Annotated in this window: 17 protein-coding genes; 6 read left to right on the top strand and 11 right to left on the bottom strand. The window is 41.4% G+C overall.

Features of this window, described 5'->3' with window-relative positions; translation table 11 throughout:
- Nucleotides 1-7: 7 nt before the first annotated feature.
- The 3 genes from PSH41_RS06685 to PSH41_RS06675 all read left to right on the top strand — a co-directional run bounded on the left by PSH41_RS06685 (nt 8) and on the right by PSH41_RS06675 (nt 5,258).
- Nucleotides 8-3,142: an efflux RND transporter permease subunit gene (locus tag PSH41_RS06685; RefSeq protein ID WP_273588417.1), complete on the top strand. Its 3,135-nt coding sequence runs from the start codon at nt 8-10 to the stop codon at nt 3,140-3,142.
- Nucleotides 3,139-4,554 (top strand): efflux transporter outer membrane subunit, encoded by a 1,416-nt coding sequence (locus tag PSH41_RS06680; protein WP_273588418.1) that lies wholly within the window; start codon nt 3,139-3,141, stop codon nt 4,552-4,554. The genes PSH41_RS06685 and PSH41_RS06680 overlap by 4 nt, the downstream gene beginning before the upstream one ends.
- 77 nt (nt 4,555-4,631) lie before the next feature.
- Nucleotides 4,632-5,258 (top strand): TetR/AcrR family transcriptional regulator, encoded by a 627-nt coding sequence (locus PSH41_RS06675; protein ID WP_273588419.1) that lies wholly within the window; start codon nt 4,632-4,634, stop codon nt 5,256-5,258.
- Between the two features lie 42 nt (nt 5,259-5,300).
- On the opposite strand, the gene PSH41_RS06670 is transcribed toward PSH41_RS06675, so the two are convergent.
- From PSH41_RS06670 to PSH41_RS06645, 6 genes are all read right to left on the bottom strand, one after another.
- The gene (locus tag PSH41_RS06670) at nt 5,301-6,404 is read right to left on the bottom strand and encodes a HupE/UreJ family protein (protein WP_273588420.1); all 1,104 of its coding nucleotides are present in this window, start codon (nt 6,402-6,404) and stop codon (nt 5,301-5,303) included.
- On the bottom strand, nt 6,401-7,429 hold the full coding sequence (locus PSH41_RS06665) for a tetratricopeptide repeat protein (RefSeq protein ID WP_273588421.1): 1,029 nt from the start codon (nt 7,427-7,429) through the stop codon (nt 6,401-6,403). The genes PSH41_RS06670 and PSH41_RS06665 overlap by 4 nt, the downstream gene beginning before the upstream one ends.
- A gap of 56 nt (nt 7,430-7,485) precedes the next feature.
- The gene (locus PSH41_RS06660; protein WP_054981834.1) at nt 7,486-7,998 is read right to left on the bottom strand and encodes an Ig-like domain-containing protein; all 513 of its coding nucleotides are present in this window, start codon (nt 7,996-7,998) and stop codon (nt 7,486-7,488) included.
- Between the two features lie 10 nt (nt 7,999-8,008).
- Nucleotides 8,009-9,601, bottom strand: coding sequence for a DUF4331 domain-containing protein (locus tag PSH41_RS06655; protein ID WP_029771656.1), 1,593 nt, complete (start codon nt 9,599-9,601; stop codon nt 8,009-8,011).
- Nucleotides 9,602-9,978: 377 nt separating this feature from the next.
- Nucleotides 9,979-10,662: an anti-sigma factor gene (locus PSH41_RS06650; RefSeq protein WP_024031923.1), complete on the bottom strand. Its 684-nt coding sequence runs from the start codon at nt 10,660-10,662 to the stop codon at nt 9,979-9,981.
- Nucleotides 10,659-11,183 (bottom strand): sigma-70 family RNA polymerase sigma factor, encoded by a 525-nt coding sequence (locus tag PSH41_RS06645; RefSeq protein WP_024031922.1) that lies wholly within the window; start codon nt 11,181-11,183, stop codon nt 10,659-10,661. The genes PSH41_RS06650 and PSH41_RS06645 overlap by 4 nt, the downstream gene beginning before the upstream one ends.
- 457 nt (nt 11,184-11,640) lie before the next feature.
- Between PSH41_RS06645 and PSH41_RS06640 the strand changes: the two genes are divergently transcribed.
- Nucleotides 11,641-13,260 carry a diacylglycerol kinase family protein gene (locus PSH41_RS06640; RefSeq protein ID WP_273588422.1) on the top strand — a complete coding sequence of 540 codons (1,620 nt, stop codon included), beginning with the start codon at nt 11,641-11,643 and terminating at the stop codon, nt 13,258-13,260.
- Nucleotides 13,261-13,298: 38 nt separating this feature from the next.
- Here PSH41_RS06640 and PSH41_RS06635 read toward each other — a convergent pair whose 3' ends face one another.
- Nucleotides 13,299-13,607 carry a VF530 family DNA-binding protein gene (locus PSH41_RS06635; protein WP_004588743.1) on the bottom strand — a complete coding sequence of 103 codons (309 nt, stop codon included), beginning with the start codon at nt 13,605-13,607 and terminating at the stop codon, nt 13,299-13,301.
- A 54-nt stretch (nt 13,608-13,661) separates the two neighbouring features.
- Nucleotides 13,662-13,964 carry a DUF1496 domain-containing protein gene (locus PSH41_RS06630; RefSeq protein ID WP_055253951.1) on the bottom strand — a complete coding sequence of 101 codons (303 nt, stop codon included), beginning with the start codon at nt 13,962-13,964 and terminating at the stop codon, nt 13,662-13,664.
- 117 nt (nt 13,965-14,081) lie between these two features.
- On the opposite strand from PSH41_RS06630, the gene PSH41_RS06625 reads away from it, so the two are divergent.
- Complete coding sequence (locus PSH41_RS06625) at nt 14,082-14,315, top strand: TIGR02647 family protein (protein WP_004588741.1); 234 nt, start codon at nt 14,082-14,084, stop codon at nt 14,313-14,315.
- Here the strand turns inward: PSH41_RS06625 and maiA are convergent.
- Both maiA and hmgA read right to left on the bottom strand, forming a co-directional pair.
- Nucleotides 14,312-14,941 (bottom strand): maleylacetoacetate isomerase, encoded by a 630-nt coding sequence (gene maiA, locus PSH41_RS06620; protein WP_064386614.1) that lies wholly within the window; start codon nt 14,939-14,941, stop codon nt 14,312-14,314. The genes PSH41_RS06625 and maiA overlap by 4 nt on opposite strands.
- Nucleotides 14,942-14,946: 5 nt before the next feature.
- Entirely contained in the window at nt 14,947-16,245 is a 1,299-nt protein-coding gene (gene hmgA / locus PSH41_RS06615) for a homogentisate 1,2-dioxygenase (protein WP_273588604.1), read from the bottom strand.
- A 415-nt stretch (nt 16,246-16,660) separates the two neighbouring features.
- Here hmgA and PSH41_RS06610 point away from each other — a divergent pair, with 415 nt between their 5' ends.
- Nucleotides 16,661-17,086, top strand: a complete 426-nt coding sequence (locus PSH41_RS06610; RefSeq protein WP_273588423.1) for a MarR family winged helix-turn-helix transcriptional regulator — start codon at nt 16,661-16,663, stop codon at nt 17,084-17,086.
- Nucleotides 17,087-17,209: 123 nt separating this feature from the next.
- On the opposite strand, the gene PSH41_RS06605 is transcribed toward PSH41_RS06610, so the two are convergent.
- A complete protein-coding gene (locus tag PSH41_RS06605; protein ID WP_273588424.1) occupies nt 17,210-20,326 on the bottom strand; it encodes a TonB-dependent receptor in 3,117 nt (1,038 codons plus the stop codon).
- Between the last annotated feature and the right edge of the window lie 119 nt (nt 20,327-20,445).

Here is a 20,445-nt window from a genome sequence, read left to right as displayed (position 1 = left end):
AGTTTTAATGTCACGATTTTTTATCGACAGACCCATCTTTGCATGGGTACTTGCTATCGTGGTTATGCTTGCAGGTGTTTTAGCTATTCAAAGTTTACCAATAGCTCAGTACCCGTCAATTGCCCCGCCGGCAATTAGTATTACTGCAACATACCCGGGCGCATCAGCACGTACCCTAGAGGATACGGTTACCCAAGTTATTGAGCAAAAAATGAAAGGCCTTGATGGTTTGCTATATATGTCATCGACTTCTGAGTCGAGTGGTTCAGCAACCCTTACGCTTTCATTTAGCGCCGAAACTGACCCGGATATTGCACAGGTACAAGTGCAAAACAAGTTAGCCACAGCCACCCCTTTGCTACCTGAAGAAGTGCAAAGGCAAGGTGTATCGGTGGCTAAGTCTGCACGTAACTTTTTAATGGTACTGGGTTTTGTATCAAAAGATGGCAGCATGACGAATATCGATATTGGTGATTATGTGTCATCTAATGTTCAAGATATTGTTTCGCGTGTTGAAGGGGTAGGTGAGGTTCAGCTGTTTGGTTCTCAGTATGCTATGCGTATTTGGTTAGACCCAGCTAAGCTGCAAAACTACAAGTTAACCCCTGCTGATATTAGTGCATCAATCAGTGCTCAAAACGCCCAAGTGTCTGCTGGGCAATTAGGCGGCATGCCTGCGGTTGAAGGGCAGCAACTTAATGCTACCGTTACTGCACAAAGCCGTTTACAAACAGCAAAAGAGTTTGAAGACATTATAGTTAAGGCAAACGCCGATGGCTCGTTTGTACGCCTTGAAGATGTAGCCCGTGTAGAGCTTGGTGGTGAAAGCTATCGTGTTGTAGCGCGTTACGATGGACAACCAGCATCGGGCTTAGGTATTAAGCTTGCCAGTGGGGCAAATGCACTCGATACCGCAGAAGGTGTAAAAGCTGCTATTGAAGAGTTAAAAGCGTTTTTTCCTGAAGGCTTAGATGTTGTTGTTCCTTATGATACTACTCCGTTTGTTTCGTTATCGATTGAAAAGGTAGTGCATACGTTAATAGAAGCGGTCGTGCTGGTATTTGTTGTTATGTATCTGTTTTTACAGAACTTCCGCGCTACGCTTATTCCAACTATAGCTGTACCTGTGGTGTTGTTAGGTACTTTTGGTATTTTGTACGCGTTTGGCTATTCAATAAATACATTAACCATGTTTGCGATGGTACTTGCCATAGGTCTACTGGTTGATGATGCGATTGTTGTAGTAGAAAACGTTGAGCGTGTAATGAGTGAAGAAAAACTCTCTGCGCTTGAAGCAACACGTAAATCGATGGATGAAATTAAAGGCGCACTAGTAGGTATTGCCATGGTGCTGTCGGCTGTATTTATTCCGATGGCGTTCTTTAGTGGCTCTACCGGTGTTATTTATCGTCAGTTTTCTATTACGCTGGTATCAGCAATGGGGCTCTCGGTATTAGTAGCACTTATTTTAACACCTGCATTGTGTGCCACGCTTTTAAAGCCTAGCCACGTGCATGATAATAGCTCGTTGTTTGGCCGTTTTTTCAGTGGCTTTAACCGCGGGTTTGATAAAACAAATGCCGGCGCGCAAAGTTTTGTAAGCCGTATGATCCGCTTATCTAAGCGCTACCTTTTATGTTATGGCCTTATTGTTGCGGGCATGGTGTATATCTTTTCAAGCCTACCTACAGCGTTTTTACCTGATGAAGACCAAGGTATTTTGTTTAACCAGGTTTCACTGCCTGCAGGCTCAACTACCGAAGAAACATTAGAAGTGGTTAAAAAAGTAGAAAACCACTATTTAAACGATCAATCTGAAGCTGTTAACGGTATTTTTACGGTAACCGGATTTAGCTTTGCAGGTTCTGGTCAAAACTCAGCAATAGGGTTTGTAAACTTTAAGCATTGGGATGAGCGCGAACGTGATGATTTATCTGTGCAAGGTGTGGCAGGTAAAGCAATGGGCTATTTCTCAACGATTAAAGAAGCGTTTGTGTTTGCTTTCCCGCCGCCAGCCATTGTTGAGCTAGGTACTGCAAATGGTTTTAATATTTTCTTACAAGACAGGGTTGGACTTGGCCACGATGCTTTATTAGCAGCGCGTAATCAATTACTTGGTTTAGCGAGTCAAAGCCCAATTTTGGCGGGTGTACGCCCTAACGGACAAGAAGATATGCCCGAGCTGCAACTTGATGTTGACCTTGCTAAAGCACAAGCACTCGGAGTGTCTCAGGCAGATATTAACAGCACGCTATCAACTGCGTGGGGTAGTAGTTACGTTAATGACTTTATTGACCGTGGCCGCGTTAAAAAGGTCTACCTACAAGGTGAAGCGCAAGGACGTATGGTGCCAGAGGATTTAAACAAGTGGTATGTACGTAATGACAGCGGCGATATGGTGCCATTTTCAGCCTTTGCAAGTTCGTATTGGACCTATGGTTCACCACGTCTTGAGCGTTATAACGGCTTTTCAGCAATGGAAATTCAAGGTACTGCTGCACCAGGTTACAGTACTGGTCAAGCAATGGATGAAATGGAGCGCTTAGTTAAACAACTTCCTAATGGAATTGCCTCTGAGTGGACGGGTATTTCGTTTCAAGAGCGCTCTAGCAGTGGCCAAGCACCGTTACTTTACGGTTTATCGCTATTGTTTGTATTTTTATGTTTAGCAGCGCTTTATGAAAGCTGGTCTGTACCGTTTGCGGTTATGCTTATTGTGCCATTAGGTATATTTGGTGCGACGGTTGCCGCGGTAATGGCAGGTTTATCTAACGATATTTATCTTCAGGTAGGTTTATTAACCACCATAGGATTAGCCTCTAAAAATGCAATATTAATCGTAGAATTTGCGATTCATAAAATGCAAGAAGGCTTAGGGTTGGTCGATGCGGCTATTGCAGCAGTACGCTTACGCTTACGTCCAATATTAATGACCTCAATGGCCTTTATTTGTGGTGTTATACCGCTTGCTATTGCCTCAAGTGCCGGTTCAGGTGCGCAAAATGCACTGGGTATTTCGATTATAGGTGGTACGCTTGCCTCTTCTATTTTAGTGGTGGTATTTGTGCCGTTATTCTTTGTTTTAGTTCGTCGTGTATTTCCAATGAAAAACAGCGACGATAAAAAGGAGAGCGCACAATGAGCATTAAACGCTTCACTTTAAGCGCAATTACATTAGTTGTTTTAAGTGGCTGCCAACTAGCCCCTGAGCAACAAGACCTTGCTTTACCAGTGCCAGATACTTATGTATCTGACACTGAGCAAGCAGCAGCGCAGCAGTTACATTGGCAGCAATTTTTTAATGATGAAAAATTGCAAACCTTGATTAGCTTAAGCCTTGAGCATAATAAAGATATGCAAATCGCGGTATTAAATGTGCAGCGTGTACGAGGTTTATATCAAATTGAAGATTCGGGTTTATACCCTTCATTAGATTTTAATGGTGGGGCTACGCGCCAACGTTTACCGGCTGATTTAACCAGTACGGGTGAAGCAGGTATTAGCTCACAATACAGCGCAACGGTTGGTATTACCTCTTATGAATTAGATATTTGGGGTAAGGTACGTAACCAGTCTGAGCAAGCCCTGCAAAACCTCTATAACACTGAGCTTACGCAATACAGCACGCAAATTTCACTCATTGCTGAGCTTGCCAATGCTTGGTTAAACTACGCAACTGACTTACAGCTATTAGAGCTTGCTAAAGAAACATTAAGCTCGCAGCAGGAGTCGCTCTCGCTTACGCAAAAAAGCTTTGATTTAGGCGCTACATCGGCAATTACGCTTGAGCAGCTTAAAAGTACGGTTGCCACTGCAAAAGTAGATATAGCAACATATAAACGCTTGTTAAAGCGTGATAAAAGCGCGTTAGATTTACTGGTAGGGCGTCCTGTATCGAGTGATTTATTACCGACTAACTCGTTAACTAATTTACTGGATTTACCAGAAGTACCTGTTGGTTTACCCTCTGATTTATTAACGCAGCGCCCTGATATTAAAGCCGCTGAGCACGCTTTATTAGCCGCTAACGCGAATATAGGTATAGCGCGTGCGGCGTTTTACCCAAGCATTAGCTTAACCGCGACTGCGGGCAGTACGTCTAGCGATTTAAGTGGCTTGTTTGATTCAGGCTCAGGGACGTGGAGCTTTGTACCGTCAATCAACTTACCAATTTTTACTATGGGACGTAACCAGGCAAACCTTGATGTGGCAAAGGCCGAACAAGAAATTGCGGTGGCGACGTACCAGCAAAAAATTCAAAATGCGTTTCGTGAAACTGCCGATGCATTAGCAGATAGAGAAGGCTACAAAGAGCAACTTGATGCCCTCGATATGCTAATTAGTTCGCGTCAGCTAACGTACGATTTATCAAAAATGCGTTACGAAAAAGGCGCTGATAGCTACCTACAGGTACTTGATGCACAGCGTACGTGGTACTCGGCTCAACAGCAGTTAATAACAGGTCAGCAGGCTTACCTTGCCAGCCAAATTAATTTGTATAAAGCTTTAGGTGGCGGCTGGAATATAGCTAAAACACCTGTGCAAGAGCAGTAAATGAAAGGTGTTGTTAAGTTAAGCTATGCAATGAGCTTACGCTGTATTAAGTATACGCTTAATACCGGAGTAGGGTTATGAGCACGAAAGCTAAAAGGCATATAGACCCAGCATTAGCACAAGCTAGGCGAGAGCAGGTGCTTAGTGCTGCCTCAGAGTGTTTTAAACGCAAGGGATACCATGGCGCAGGCATGGCCGAAATATCCCGTACTGCAGGCATGAGCGCTGGGCATATATATAACTACTTTGAAAGCAAAGAGGCAATAATTGAAAGTATTATTGCTAAAGACATGGAAGAAATGTTTTCTATCTTTCAGGAGTTTGAAGATCACCCAGGTGATGTTCTGCAAGCGCTTATAGATGGCTTAAACATTGGTGTACAAAGGCATATGGATACCGGTGCCTGTGTGGTTGATTTAGACATGATGGCGGAAGCGGGTCGCAATAGTAAAGTGGCCTCGCTTTTACGAGATATGGATACTCAAGCACGGGGGCGCATGCGTCAATTGCTCACCAGTGAACGTAGTGCACTTAAAGACACTGATGAACACGAACTTGAAAGCCGCATTAACGTTATTTTTTCGATGATGGCGGGGTTACTGCTTCGTAAGATGCTCTACCCTGAGCTCACCGAAGAAACGGTGTTAATCGCGCTAAGGCCTGCGATGAAAACCTTGCTCATGCCGTTTGATAAAACCAAGTAATAGAAAACTAAAAAGCGAGTCAAAAGGCTCGCTTTTTTAATGCTAAATACGCTCTATGCACCACAATAGTGCCATTGCAGCGATAGCAAGGGAGCCAATTGGCATCACCCATTTTATGTAAATAGGTTTATTGCGCATGGTTAGTAACACCGGTAGTGCAATACACAGTATACTCAGCTGCCCAAGCTCTACGCCTAAGTTAAACGCTAAAATGCTGAGCAATTGATAATCGCTCGAGAGCCCAAGCTCACCAAGTACACTGGCAAAGCCCATTCCATGTAACAAACCAAACGCAAAAGTAAGCCAGCCAAGGCGTAATATAACCGGCCATACATTGTTTACAGCCGCAAATAATACCGAGATTGCAATACCTAGCTCTACCCAGCGGCTACTTGGCGAAACAAGATTAAGAGCCGTAGCAGTAAGGGTAAGTGAATGCGCAAGGGTAAACGCAGTCACGATCCACGCAGTGTGCTTAATAATGTGCTTTTTACTTGCTATTGCCTGCCAGTGACTATCATTGCGTGTTAAAACGCAGGTTAAAAGTAGTGCAATTAAAAATAAAATATGGTCAATACCAATCCAAATATGTAACACGCCTTGATAAACATATTGGTTAAAAGTCGTTAAATAACTCGATTGCCCAGTGGTAAAAGTGTGTTGTTGCTCATCTATAGTGAAAACCCGCGAAACCTGATTTACATTTACAATAACTTTGTGGTTTGCGTCTTGGTTAAAAAAAGCGCGGTACGTTAACGTTACATCTGCATCAGTGTTACAGCTAAAAACTAGCGGTAACACTAAATATGCTTCATTAAAATGATTATCTAATTGGTAGTTATCGGTGATTGTTAATAGGCAAGTTTGCTCATTTTGTAAAACCAATAGAGTATTTTGGGCATAGCGATTAATAGCTGATTTTTGTGATTTTAATTCGCCCCAGCTTATTTGTGTGTCTTGGTTAACATCAAGCGCAATGTGCTGTTCTAAATCGCTAATATTTATTTGCCAGGTGCCTGTATATTGTTTTTCGTTGTCGGTATTATCCAGTGAAATATAGCTTGTGCTCAACTGATGTGCTTGCACACTAAAGTTGGCAAATACCGCAACTATAAATAAAACAAATAACGCGTTTATTTTACTCATAAAGAATCCCTAACCATCGTATTTGCTTGGCTTAGTAAGTGTTTATCTGTACTCATTTTTGCTTGCTGCCAATTTATATTTGCCCAGTATTGTGCCTTGGCTTGGTTTGCTTGTACATGAATATAGTAGTTAGCTAAGTCGTTGGCATGGAAGGTATCTTGGCGTTGTTCACGTAATTTTACGCGCTGTTGCATGAGCGGTTGCCACACCGTATTAGTGTGCATATTACTGCGTTTTTCAGCTATGGCTAACTTGAGCAAAATAGCGTCTTCAAGCGATGAGTGGCTATTGGCAAGTTTACCGAGTGTATTAAGCACTTTTTCAGGGTTGTTTTGCTGCAGTTGAATATCGGCCCACAGCACAATGAGGCTCACCGGGGCTGTGTTTAAATCAATATTATTTATATGCTGCTGCGCACGGGTGAATTTATTGAGTCTAAACGCCATTTCGCTGAGCACATGTTTTGTCGCTAAGCTGCTGTTTTTGTTTTGCGTAAGCTTAACTAACGCGTGATAACTTTCACTAAGTTTGCCCTGTTGGCTTTGTACATCTAGCACACACGTGCTGGCCGTTAATAGGCTGGTGTTACCAATTAATGCCACGCAATGGCGCTTAGCTTGTTCAAATTTGCCTTGTGTCATCAACATATTAGCGAGTAATAAATGGGTGTTTACATGATCTGGCTGGGTTTTTAATACGTTATTAGCAACGTCTATGGCACGCGAAAACGCATGCTCCTTTTGAAGTACCCGTGCATATAAATAACCGCTTTGTGCAGTTGCAGAAGCGGTATATAGGTTTTTTAAGCGTTTTTTTAATACACCTTGATAACGCTCTGTTTGGCCTATGTATTGGCTATTTAGCACCAGCGCAGTGAGTCGCTCAAGGGTTAAATTAGCACTTAATGTTGCATTGCTTGAGGCAATAATTGCGTTATCTTTTGGGGTAATTGGTTTTGCAAGCACGTTATTTACACACAGTGCAGCGCAAAAAACAAAGAGCATTTTTTTATAATGACTGCGCATTGTTTTATCCTCTTAAAAAAGCCATCCATGGCCATCAGCTTAATTTACTTACTGAGTTAGTTACCAGAAGCGCCCGATGAAATACCGCTTACGTCTGTGTCTGTATTGATAAAGACACGTCCGTTGGTAGATAGCGGTTGCGCAGTGGGGCTTTGGTTAAATGCATCGCTTGCAAATTGTGCAAAGTCCACTTGCAGTGCTTCAATGGTTATATTTACCGCTGCAGTCACTTGCTGGTTAACACCGTCTGATACACCAAACATAAAGCTGTCGCTACCGGTTGCTTCTTTGTTTGGGGTATAGGTAAAGCTGCCATCGCTATTTACTACAGCGTTACCTAATGTCGGCTGCGAAGTTAATGTGTATGTTAATGTATCGCCATCAGCATCGGTGGCCACTAACATGTCGTTAATTTCAACTTCTGTTTGTGTAATTAACATTGCATCACTAGCATTGGGCGCAGAATTTACAACCGGTGTTGGCTGTTTGTTATCATCATCACTGCTACACGCGCCTAGTGCCAAAGCGCATAACAATATACTGCTATGGGTAAGGTTTAAATTACGCATACGTTACTCCTTATTTAGAGCCTGCAAGTGGGGTGGCTAAGTATGGGAAAGTGGCATCCATCATGCTCGCATCAACTGGAGCACCATCAGTGAATGGTACTGTACCTACATCAGCATCCTCTGGTGTACATAGACCTAAGTCGGTGTCTTCACCATTTACAGGAATAGGGTGACATAAACGCCCCATTACCACGCGAAGTGCAATATCAACGACATCGTCACCTGGACGGCGCCCGTTTGGAAAACCTGCTAAATCATCACCGGCTACACCAAATGCAGACTGATCAGTTTGTGCTGTCGCTGCAATTGCAGTATTTAAACGTAGCATTTCTGATGGCGTTACGGTGGCTTGTTGGTTTACCCCTGCAAAACCAGTTAAAAATGCGGTGATTAAATCAGTACGTGGAAAGTTAGTTGGAGCAAGAGTTTCTAAATTAGCGCCAAGTGTGGTATTTACTGCATCTTTAAATAAAATATTTAACAGCTCTGGTAAAGACGGGTGCGAAACGTAATCTAAAAACTGTGCATCGTCTTTAGGGTGAGCCGTTGAGAAGGTATCTTTGTCTTTAATACCAATAACTAGCTCATTAACTAATGGATTACCTAAGCGTGAAACCTGCGTTAATGCACCGCCATTTACCGCGTTATCTGCAAATTTAGCGTTAGGGTTTAAAATGCGTGCTTGAGGTAGGCTTGCTGTTGTCCATGAACCAATTACGCCGTTGCCTTCACCTACAATACAGCTTTTAGGCATTTCAACTGCAATTGAGGTGACGTTTTTATCTACGAGGTCGTCATTCTCACTGCTTTGTGTAATCCCTCCAGGGAAACCACCGCCATCCCCAGCACCTGGCGCACTATCACCTTCAACGGGAACGTAATTTACTAAATCGAATGTTTTACCTAAGTTAACGACAAATGGGTCTTTGCGCTGACCAACAAATACTTTGGCCATACTGTCACAGCCTGGTACCGAAACTTGATAAACAAACTGATCTGCATAGGTTTGGTAATCAGCCATTGAACCAAATGTTTTGTCACCAATATAATCAAGCGGTTTATTAAACGTGGTTGAACTGGTGGTGGTATTACTTAATGCTGTACTGGTACCCGTGCGTTGTGGACCGCTTATCATGCTGAGTGTGTATGACTCGCTAAAATTAGCGGCGCTATCATCACCTGCTGCTACACCACCAACGTTTTTAAGAGGTACAGATACAGTACGCTGATTATCTTCTGGGCCAACGGTTAATTGCACGCCTTGATTATCGTTTGGCAGCATACTGGTAAAATTAAAAGCAAAGGTAATATCCTCAACTGCATCACCGTCGTTATCAATATGAATACTGTAGGTTGCATCTGGGTCCATAGCAAAGTAGTTAGGGCCGCCGTAGGCATCTTGTAGAGGAATATAATTGGCAATAAATGTAACGTAGTCGTCTCTGCCTGCTTCATAACTATTAAATACGTAAAAGTCGGTAGAGTCTAAGGTTGGAAAGCGGCTAATGTTCGGCGCTTCACGATGACTTGATGCCTCGCTAGAGGTGCTTACTAAGGTACTGCATACTACTACTGCGAGTATAGATGGAGTTAAAGCTTTCATGACTTTTTCCTTTAGTTTTGATTGGAGTCATAACTAATAACGAAGCAAAAAGCACAATGGATGCAAAAAAGTTAAATGTTTTTTTATTATTGTTAATAAAGGGGTGTTTAACGTTCAAGATTAAATTTTCAGCAGGCTGTTTTGCATTTAGATAAGGAAGTGATAAGAGAGTGATAAAGAGGCTGAAGCGGTTTGGTTTTATACTTATTACAGGGGGTGTATGAAATTAAAATAACGCAGCAGGTATTGAGCACACAATATGATAAGCATCGCACTGCGATTAAGCCTACTTTAGTTTAATCAAATATTAATGGTTACCCAAGGTAAATAAAAAGGTTGGCCAAACAAAGTTTGACCAACCAGTCGCGTTTATTTAGTTATAAAATAACTAAATCTGTCGTGTACAGTACTTGTGTTGGTAGGCCGTTTGGCGAGCCACCTAAAGGCTCTAAGCTAACAGCGAGTAGGGCAATGTCTTGTGCCTTAAAGCGCGTGCCTTTGAGTAACTGTTTTTCACCGTTTTTAGGCAGTAGACCCAACGAAATTGGCGTGTCTTGCCCTTTTAAAATCATCCACAGCTCGTAGTCTTTATCGGTTTGCGCAACGAGTTTATCACTGGCTTTAACCGATAATGTTTGCTCATCTACGTTAATAAACCACAGTGATTGCTTATCTTGATTTTGTACTAAAGCAATTTGTTGGCTGTATTGGGGCTGAGTTGTGGGCTGAATAACCAAAAATGCTAAGATAATACAGGCAGCTGTGGCTATAAATGACCAATTGCGCCATAGCGATGTAGCTGGTTTGATCACCGTTTTAACGGGTTGGTTGGTGTGTTCTAATGTATTTAAAATATTCTGCCACACTTGCGCGCTGGGTGTTTGAGGCGTAATTGCACTGGCTAAATCATTTAAATTTTGCTCCCACATTATAGTGGCTTCTCGGGCTTGCGGTAAGCTGAGCATTAAGCGTTGAAAACGTTTTCGTGCCAGGCCTTTTAAAGTACCTAATACATACTGCCCTGCTAAAGCATCAAGTAATTCTGGTTTATTATAATTCATAATGTTAAACACCTCTGCAACTGCTGCAAACCACGCCTGATCCAGCTTTTAACTGTGCCTAAGGGCGTTTCTATGTGATTGACTAACTCACCATGGCTTAGCCCTTTGTAATAGGCTAAATGAATGGCTTGTTTTTGTTGGGGATCAAGTTGCTCAATACAATTAACAAGTTTGGTTTGTTCGTCGTAACTAACATCGACTGCTTGTTCATCGTATTCATCATCACCCATTGCCTGCTCTTTTCTTACCTTGTGATAACGCAATGCATCTAAGCTGCGGTATCTCACAATGCTTATCATCCAGCTAATAACTGTGCCTTTAGATGAGTTGTACTCTGACGCGTTATGCCAAATTTTTATAAATGCCTCTTGCAGTACTTCTTCTGCGTGCGCGCGGTTTGACAGCATATTTAAACTAATCGCAAAAAGCTTTGCGCTTGTTTGCTGATACAAATCAGCAAACGCGGCTTTGTTACCCTGTGCTGTTTTACACAAAAGAGGAAGTAAATTGTCGTTTTCCATAAGGTTCCTGTTGTTTTTATTATTACCGAGGTGTGTTGGGCTTCGTGAATTAAAAATTGTTTTATTTGAGCGCAGCTTAATCGCTTTGAAATAGAGATTAAACAGGCTGTTATAAATTTAACCAATAAAGATAAACACACTCTCAATAAACGTGTGAAAAGAGTGATTGGATGCGAAAACTTTTAAGCTGACATTTATATTAGCTGCTGTACACATTGAAACAAGTTTTAAATATAAACAGTTACCTTTGAGTAGTGAGAAAAAATGACCGATTACTGTGTAAAAAGCGCCTAATATGCGAATACAGCTAAAGCTAGCTACTTTTATTTATTTTATATCAGTTACTTAGTGTTGTTTTTGTTCCTAAAAAACAACTTTTGTTGGCGTGTAAATTGCTACTACACTTATACACAGCTGTAAAAAAATGTGCCAAAACAGTAAAAATAAAGGAGAAAATATGTGGGCTGCAACGAGTTATTTAATTTTAGCGTTAATTTTTATATTTATAGGGTGGGAGGTTAACTCGGTATATTTTGCAGTGGTATTTTACTGGAGTGCATTGTCGTTAATTCTTGTCAGTGGTGCTTACATTTTTAATTTGGCGAAAATTTTTAGAAAGCGTGAAAATGGTGTCATCCCATTTTATATTCGCTGGGCATTTGTGCCTTTTTTACTGGGTGTTCAAATTTACAATGCGTATTCTCGCAAGCACGATAAAGTCCCTCCCATTCAAAAAATTAACGACCATTTATTTTTAGCATGCCGATTGTTCCCCTCTGATATAGATACGTTAAAAGAAAACGGCATAACGGCAATATTAGATGTAACGTGTGAGTTTGATGGCTTAGAATGGAGTTCTACACAAGAAAATATTAGCTATTTAAATATTCCGGTGCTTGATCATAGTGTGCCTACCCATTCGCAATTAAACCAAGCCATTAACTGGATACATCATCATATTAAAGAAGACCGCCGCGTGGTAGTTCACTGTGCACTGGGCAGAGGGCGTTCGGTATTTGTTATGGCAGCGTATTTACTGAGCCAAGATAAAAACGCCGATGTTCACCAAGTGCTCGCGCAAATAAAAGAAACCCGCGAAACCGCAAATCTTAATAAGCATCAGCTTCGTCATTTAGCAAAGCGACATAAAAAGGGCGAGCTAGTTATTAAAAACAAAGCCGTTATTATTGCAAACCCTGTGTCGGGTACCAAAATGTGGCAAGACAAAGAGCATTTAATAGTGGCTAGGTTGTCGGCGTATTATGATTTAGAAGTATTAACCACCACCAAAGAAATAGACGGTATTGAGCTTGCTAAACAAGCCATTAAAGATAAGCCAGATATAATAATTGCCTGTGGCGGCGATGGAACCGTGACAGAAGTAGCAAGTGTGTTGGTAAACACTCAGTGCAAGCTGGGTATTATCCCAATGGGCACAGCCAATGCATTAGCGCATGTGCTTATGGGGATTAGCTCTAAAATCATTCCTGTTGAGCAGGCCTGCGATCTTATTATTGATGGGCAAACCCAAACAATTGATACGGCCTATTGTAATGACGAGCTTATGCTGTTGTTAGCTGGGATTGGTTATGAGCAATCAATGGTAGAAAAAGCAGATAGAGACTCAAAAAACGAATCGGGTCAGCTTGCCTATTTAAGTGGTTTTTTTCAGGCATTTAGTGAGCAAAAAGCGCAAACCCTTTATGTCACTCTTGATGATAATCAAACGCAGGAAGTAAATACAAATAGTTTTATTGTGGCTAATGCTGCGCCATTTACTACGTTATTAGCCCAAGGAGGTGGTCAGCCCGATCACGAAGATGGCCTATTAGACATTAATTGGCTGCTACCTAGTGATGAAAACACCACTCGCGTGTTAAGCATTGCTGAACTTATGTTTAGTAGTATTACACAAACGCATTTAGCAATTAGCTCGCATCATACCAACGCTAAAAAAGTAACGATAACCGCAGACGAAGAAATTAAGTATGTACTCGATGGTGAAATTAAAACAGCGGATACGCTTACTATTACAGTTGACCCCGCCTCGTTAAATGTAATTAGTAAGGAGTTATAAAATACAAAATGCACGTATTTAACGTGCATTTTTGTGTGTTACTTTTTAATGCTTGGCCAAACAAACCCACTGCTGTCGCTTTGGCTGGCAGGTTTAGGGCGCTGAGCGCTTTTGGGTTTACGCAGCGGCTTGTTACTTAACGTATGTAAGTAGAGAGCTTCAACTTTATCGCGTGCCCAAGGGGTTTTACGTAAAAATTTTAAGCTTGATTTAATACTCGGTGAGTCGGTAAAACATTTAATGTTTACTTGCTCGCCCATGGCTTTAAACCCTAAGCGCTGCTCAAGCTCTACTAAAATTTGTTCTAACGTTACCCCATGAAGAGGATTTTTTGGTTGATTATCCATAGCCATACTACTTATTTAAACTGTGCGCATTGTAGCGTAAATCCTGTTTTAGCGCTAATTGACAGTAATGGTTTTAGGCTTTGTGGGATAAACAATATTGCCTTTTTTATCTAATTTTAGCCAAATTAGCTCACTGTTATTATGCTGTGGGTTATTAGCTGCGCACACTAAGGTAAAAGTATGTACTTGCACCAGCGCGCCTTCACTATAACGTTTGTTGTCGTACCAACAAATATCACCATTATTAATAATCTCATTAGCGTCAATAATAGAATGCGTTTTGACTGTTTTTGCATAACTGCTAGGGGCTAAAGTGAACGCTATTAAAAAAATAAATAAAACCATAATATGGCGCATGAGCGACCTCGAATTTTGATAGTTTAAAAATAGTACACACGATTAAAAAACATGCTAGGGTAAGTAATAGCGTTAAACAACACTGACTTAAACACACAATTATAAAAAGGTGAACACATGCAATTTAATCAAACAATGATAGATGAATTTACGTTATTAGCTAAATTTCCACGTGAGAGCAAAATGCAAGGGATCAAGTTACATTCGGATGCTGAACCAAATTTATTAAGCGCGGCACAAAGGTTGTTTGATAAAGGCGTGATAGACAGCCCAGATGGCGGCTATTTAACCGAACTGGGCCTTGATTTAATAGAGCACGTGAGTGTTATTCACTGCGCATTAAAAAGTTAAACTGCATCGCGCTGATTTTGCGGCGCGGCGTCACTAAAAGCGGGTAATGCATTACAACGTGCATAAATGGCTGCAATTTTTGGATACGCAGCCATATCTACATTAAAACGCAACGCATTAAATACCTGTGGCACTAAGCATATATCAGCGAGAGTGGGTGTATTGCCTACGCAAAACTCATTGTTTTCACTTAGCATCAATTCAATTTTTTCAAATCCAAGCTCTACCCAATGCCTATACCAGGCGGCTTTAGCTTGCTCGTCTACCTCCAATTCGTTGCTTAAATACTTTAGCACTCGTAAATTATTTACTGGGTGAATATCACATGCCACTGCATAGCTAATATTACGAATTTGCGCTTTTTGCCATGCAGTGCCATAAATTAACGGCGTTTGCGGATAGCTTTCATCTAACCACTCTAAAATAGCCAGTGATTGCGCTAATACGCCTTCGTCCGTTTCAAGAGCAGGAAGTAAACCTTGCACATTTTTATCTAAGTAAGGCTGCGCTAGCTGTTCAGATTTAAGTAAATTAACGAATTGCATATCATGCTCAATGCCTTTTAAATTAAGTGCTATGCGTACACGGTATGCGGCAGATGAGCGAAAGTAGCTGTATAGTTTCATTGTTATTATTCCTCGCCTGTAAAATGTTTTGTGATACTACGCCAGCACTGAGTGTAATGAGTTTGGCGCTCTTTTCCTTCAAGGGCATATTTAGTGGGCGATATTATGTAACGAGACTCGAACATAAAGGCCAACGTGTTCTCGTATTTTTGCGGTGCAAGCTCAGCGTTAGATGCTTTTTCGAATACCTCGGCTTCAGGCCCATGTGGCGACATACAATTATGCAAACTAGCGCCTCCTGGTACAAACCCGTGCTCTTTTGCATCGTAAACCCCTTCTATTAAGCCCATAAACTCACTCATAATATTGCGATGATAGTAAGGAGGTCTAAATGTATTCTCTGCCACCATCCAGCGCGGTGGAAAAATTACAAAATCTACATTTGCCATGCCTTCAGTGGCTGAAGGGGAGGTAAGTACAGTAAATATAGAAGGATCTGGGTGGTCAAAACTCACGGTATTAATAACATTAAAACGTGCTAAGTCGTATTTGTACGGTGCGCTGTTACCGGTCCAAGCAACTACATCAAAAGGCGAGTGTGTGATAGGGCAACTAAATAAATGACCGTTAAATTTAGTGACTAATTCAAAGCTACCTTCTTTATCTTCAAATGCAGCAACAGGGTATTTAAAGTCTCTGTCGTTGGCGTAGCCATTTGCCCCGACGGGGCCGCGCTCGGCAAGTTCAAATGCATGACCATAGTTTTCACAAATGTAGCCACGTGCGGTTTCATCAATTAAATCAACCGAAAATTTAATCCCGCGAGGAATGACGGCAATTTCCCCCGGCTTTACTGTGAGCTTTCCACATTCAGTGTGTAATAACAGTTCGCCATGCTGAGGCACAAACAACAGCTCACCATCGGCATTACAAAAATAACGCCCTTGCATAGAACTGTTAGCAACATAAACATGAATACCCATACCGGTTTGCCCATTGGCACTGCCATTTGCAGCCATTGTAATTAAGCCATCAATAAAATCAGTAGGCTTTGTGGGAATATCAATAGGGCTCCAGCGCATCATTGTAGGTGGCGTAATTGCTTCAGTTATAGGGGCTGTTCTTATTAGTGCGTTATCTATAGCGGTGTATTCACCTTGTACCACCGATGGACGAAGGCGGTACAGCCACGTGCGACGATTAGCGGCTCGCGGGGCGGTAAAGGCCGTGCTGCTAAATTGTTCGGTGTATAAATTGTATTTCACCTTTTGTGGGGTAAATTGCCCAATAGGCAGTGCACCGGGTAGCGCTTCGGTTTCAAACTCATTGCCAAAACCGCTCATGTAGTTTATTTCGCTGGCCATATTTAGATCCTGTGAGAGTGACATTGTTTTATCTTTCTAGGGCCTGTTTATCTTTCGAGGTTGAATTTGCAGCAGTCTGTTTGGGAATTAGGCAAGGCAGAGCCTATGCAGTGTGGTTGTTCCCCATAAATAGGCCATAACGTAGCATAAATGCCAAACAGGCGCTGCCCGAAGGGTTCTGCCTAGGGGCCATTTACTCTTTGTTGCTCGGTTTTTACTTAGCCCACTAGGTTACAAACCTCGCGCCGCGATTAAATGGCCCCTAGATTGAACAAATTTCAATCCTGAAAGGTCAACAGGCCATAATTAGTTTAAAGTACTCTCAAGTGAGAGTAATTTCAAATGGGCGCATGTTTTAGCCTGTAAATAAAAATGCACAGTTTTCACAGTGTGTAAATGCGATGAGAAAGTAATAATGGAAATAGATCTAGAACAGTTTTTGCCCTATCAGTTGAACCAAATGGCAAATCTCATAAGCGATGATTTTGCGCGTGTTTATCAGCAAAAATACAACTTAACCATCCCTCAATGGCGGGTGTTGGCAAACTTAGCACAATATGGCAAAAGCAATGCAAAAGATTTATGTACTCAGGCCAATATGGACAAGTCAACGGTTTCGCGAGTTATAAAATCATTGCTGCAAAGAGGGTATGTTGAAGCACAACTAAATCAGCAAGATAAGCGAGTGACGCAGGTTATGTTAAATGAGCAGGGCAATGCAATTTACAAGCTCATAGCACGTGATTCACAAAATTGGGAAGGGCAATTAGCTGAAAAATTTAGTAAGCAGCAACAAGTCCAATTGCTAAATTTACTAAAAGAGCTTAAAGGTGCCTTATAAAATCAATCCGCAATAATACTTAATCATTTTGAGGGGATAAATAGATCATTTAATTAAGCTGGTTGGTAAAAAAAAGCCCATCAAAAGATGGGCTTTAATTAGTCGTTTTTTACGCTAATGCGATTAGAAAGTGTAACGAACACCTACACGCATTTGCCATAATGACGCATCAGATTGTACTGATGTATTTGCGTTGTTTTCATTAAAGCCTGAGTAAACGTAACGGCCTTGCTCATCAATCGTGGTTTTGATCATGCTAGCGCCAACGAAAGGACCTTTTTTAAGTACGCCCCAATCATCGTTTAATAGGTTAGTTAAGTTATCAATTACGAAGAACGCTTCACCTTTATGGCCATCCATAAAGCCTGGTAATTCTTGAGTAACTTTAAAGTTAAATTTAACAAACCAATCTGAGTTTTCAGCATTACGGCCAGTGATTTCACCACGCTCTAAACCGTTAGACGCGATAAAGTCGTTAAACGCGTTAATTTCATCAGCGCTCATGTCGTAAACAACGTTAGGATCGTTTTCAAGTGGTACGTAAAGTAACTGACGACTACCGTTCCAGTTGCTATCCCCGAAGTTACGATCGCTACCATCAAACGTGTAGCTGTATGGTAAGCCTTTGTATGCTTCACCGTATAGGTTAAAGCGAGTAGCAAAACCATCTACAAATTCATGAGAGTAGCCAAGCGTCATAGTAAAACGATGTGGAATTTCGTAATCAGATGATGCAACACCTGGGTTACCAGGATCAGTTAGCGCAATGTTACCGTAGTTTGAGCCAGCAACAGAGCTTGTCATTGGGTTAACATCGTCTGAATCTGTGTACGCGTAACCAAAATTAACGCTTACGCCATTATCAAACATTTTGCTTACTGCTAATGAAATAACCGATGAATCACCGCTATCGCCACTTACATTTGTAAGAAGGTACTCACCAGAGCGGCCTTCAATAGACTCGTAAAGAGGGCGACCATCAAATGTAGTTTCGCCCGAATCCTGAAGTGCGATGTCACGCATTAAGGCAGCATCTTTCTTCTTAGAGTATAAGTAATCAAGTGAAATTACATACTCGTTTTCAGTTGTGTATGTTGCACCAATTGAGTATTTCCACTCTGAAGGAATTTCAAAATCTGGGTCAACAGCGTTTGTTGCTGAATCACCCGAGCCGATAACAGTGTTAGCAACTTCATCAAACATCTCTTGCGGTACTTCAAAACCAGGCGCGCCGCCATTTACGTTTGGCGTATTGAATAAATCAACTGGGCTGCGGAATGTACCGATGTTTGTAATACCATCGTTAGAGTAAGAATTAGATAACCACACATTTGGGTTACCACCAGAGAATAAGCCAACACCGGCGCGTACTTCTAATTCGTCTGTTGCATACCACTGGAAGCCAACACGTGGTTGAAGTAAATCAATACCATCGAACGTGCTTTGGTTACTAAAGCCGTAGCGGTCAGTAAAGTTTTGGTTGAAGTTAGGTACGTCATCACTTGTGTATTTATCGTAACGTAAACCAAACGTGATGTTTGCATCTAAGTCTGTAAATGCGTATTCATCTTGTACATAAAACGTATGCTGAGCGTATGAAAAGCTTGCAGCTGCATCGTTTGGATCGTTAGTCGCTGCAGCATTATTGTAGTAAACACGGTCAGCTAAGCCATCTTCAAAATCATCGATTGAATCAAAACGATATTCACCTTCAGTATGCTGTACGAATAAGTTAAATACGTCTAACTCTTCAAACTCATAACCAGCAGTAATTGTGTGTTGGTCAAGGTAGTAAGTACCCGCTACTTTAAATGTAGTGGTATCGTAATCTAAATCATTTGATTGACGAGAGTCATCTGGACCAATGTAAACCGTACCACCATCTTCTGTACGAATTTGCATTTCGCCAAAGCTGCTAGCAGCATCAAGTGACTGTACAGTTGCATCTAGTTCTGATTTACCAATACGAACTTCAGTTGAAAAGTCATCTGACCAATCTGAGTAAACAGAACCAATAATTGATGTGAATTCTGCACTTTGGTCGTAAAAGTGGTTAGATAATGAAACACGGCTAGAACCAGTATCAGACTGTGAAACCGTATTACCATCGTTGTAGTTATAGATTAAGTTTGCACGGTGATCTTCGTTGATGTTCCAATCTAATTTAACTAAGATTTTTTCATCTTCAACCGGCATACTTGAAGGCATACCGCCAACGTCATAACCATATACAGATTGAGCTACACTTGTAATACGAGCAATATCATCTGCAGTTACACTGCCGCTGCTTAAACCGTCGTAGTTAAATTGTTGAACACCTTCAAGTTTTTCATATGAAGTGAATAAAAATAGTTTATCTTCGATTAACGGTAAGCCAACGTTAAAGCCATAACGTTTTTCGGTGTAGTTACCGTTATCAACGTCTTCGCCTTCAATTTCGTCGCCTTTGAATGAATCACTTGTGAAATCGTAGAAGATGCCACCGTGAACTTCATTACCACCAGATTTTGTTACCGCATTAATGTTACATGAGGTAAAACCACCGTACTGTACGTCAAATGGTGCTAGCTCAGCTGAAACTTGCTCAATTGAATCAAACGAGAAAGGGGCACGAATAGTAGGGTAACCGTTAGAGCTTAAACCAAAGTTATCGTTCATACGAACGCCATCTAGCGTTAAGCTGTTGTAACGAGGGTTACCACCACCACAGTTGATTGACCCGCGGCTATCATCAATTGTGATACGCGGGTCAATACGAATGATATCTTTTAAATCACGGTTAATAGCAGGCGTGTTTTCAAGATCAGTTAAAGTAAATGTAGACGCTGGGCCAGTACCACCAGACATAGAGCTGATAGGTGCACCTGTTACTACAATTTGCTCCATGCTTGATTGTGGCTCAAGTGCAGCATTTACTGGGTAATCGTTACCAATGTTTAGGATAATGTTATTAAATTCTTGATCAGCATAAACATCAGAATCAACGATTACCTTGTAAGGACCACCAACACGAAGGCCTTTAGCAGTAAAGTAACCTGCATCGTTTGCTTCTGTTGTTTTAACTGAGCCAGACGGTACGTGTAAAATTGTTATTTTGGTACCTGGAGCTGGGTTACCGTTTGGACCGGTAATTTGACCCTTAATCGCAGAGGTTGTTTCGTTGGCGAATGCAGCGCCACTTACACTTACACACGCAGCGATAGCAAGTGAGAGTGCTGTTTTTTGAAGTTTAGTCTTCATTTTCATTTCCCGTGAAAGTTATAATTAAATTGTTATTTTAAGTAGTATAAAGTCAGCAGTGTTGTTGAATTTATACTCTTGTAATATGCAAAATTAATTTGCACAATTTATACTTGTAT

It is taken from the genome of Pseudoalteromonas sp. CST2, assembly GCF_028599385.1.
GTDB classification, from domain to species: domain Bacteria; phylum Pseudomonadota; class Gammaproteobacteria; order Enterobacterales; family Alteromonadaceae; genus Pseudoalteromonas; species Pseudoalteromonas atlantica.
This window is presented reverse-complemented; position numbering and strand designations above follow the sequence as displayed.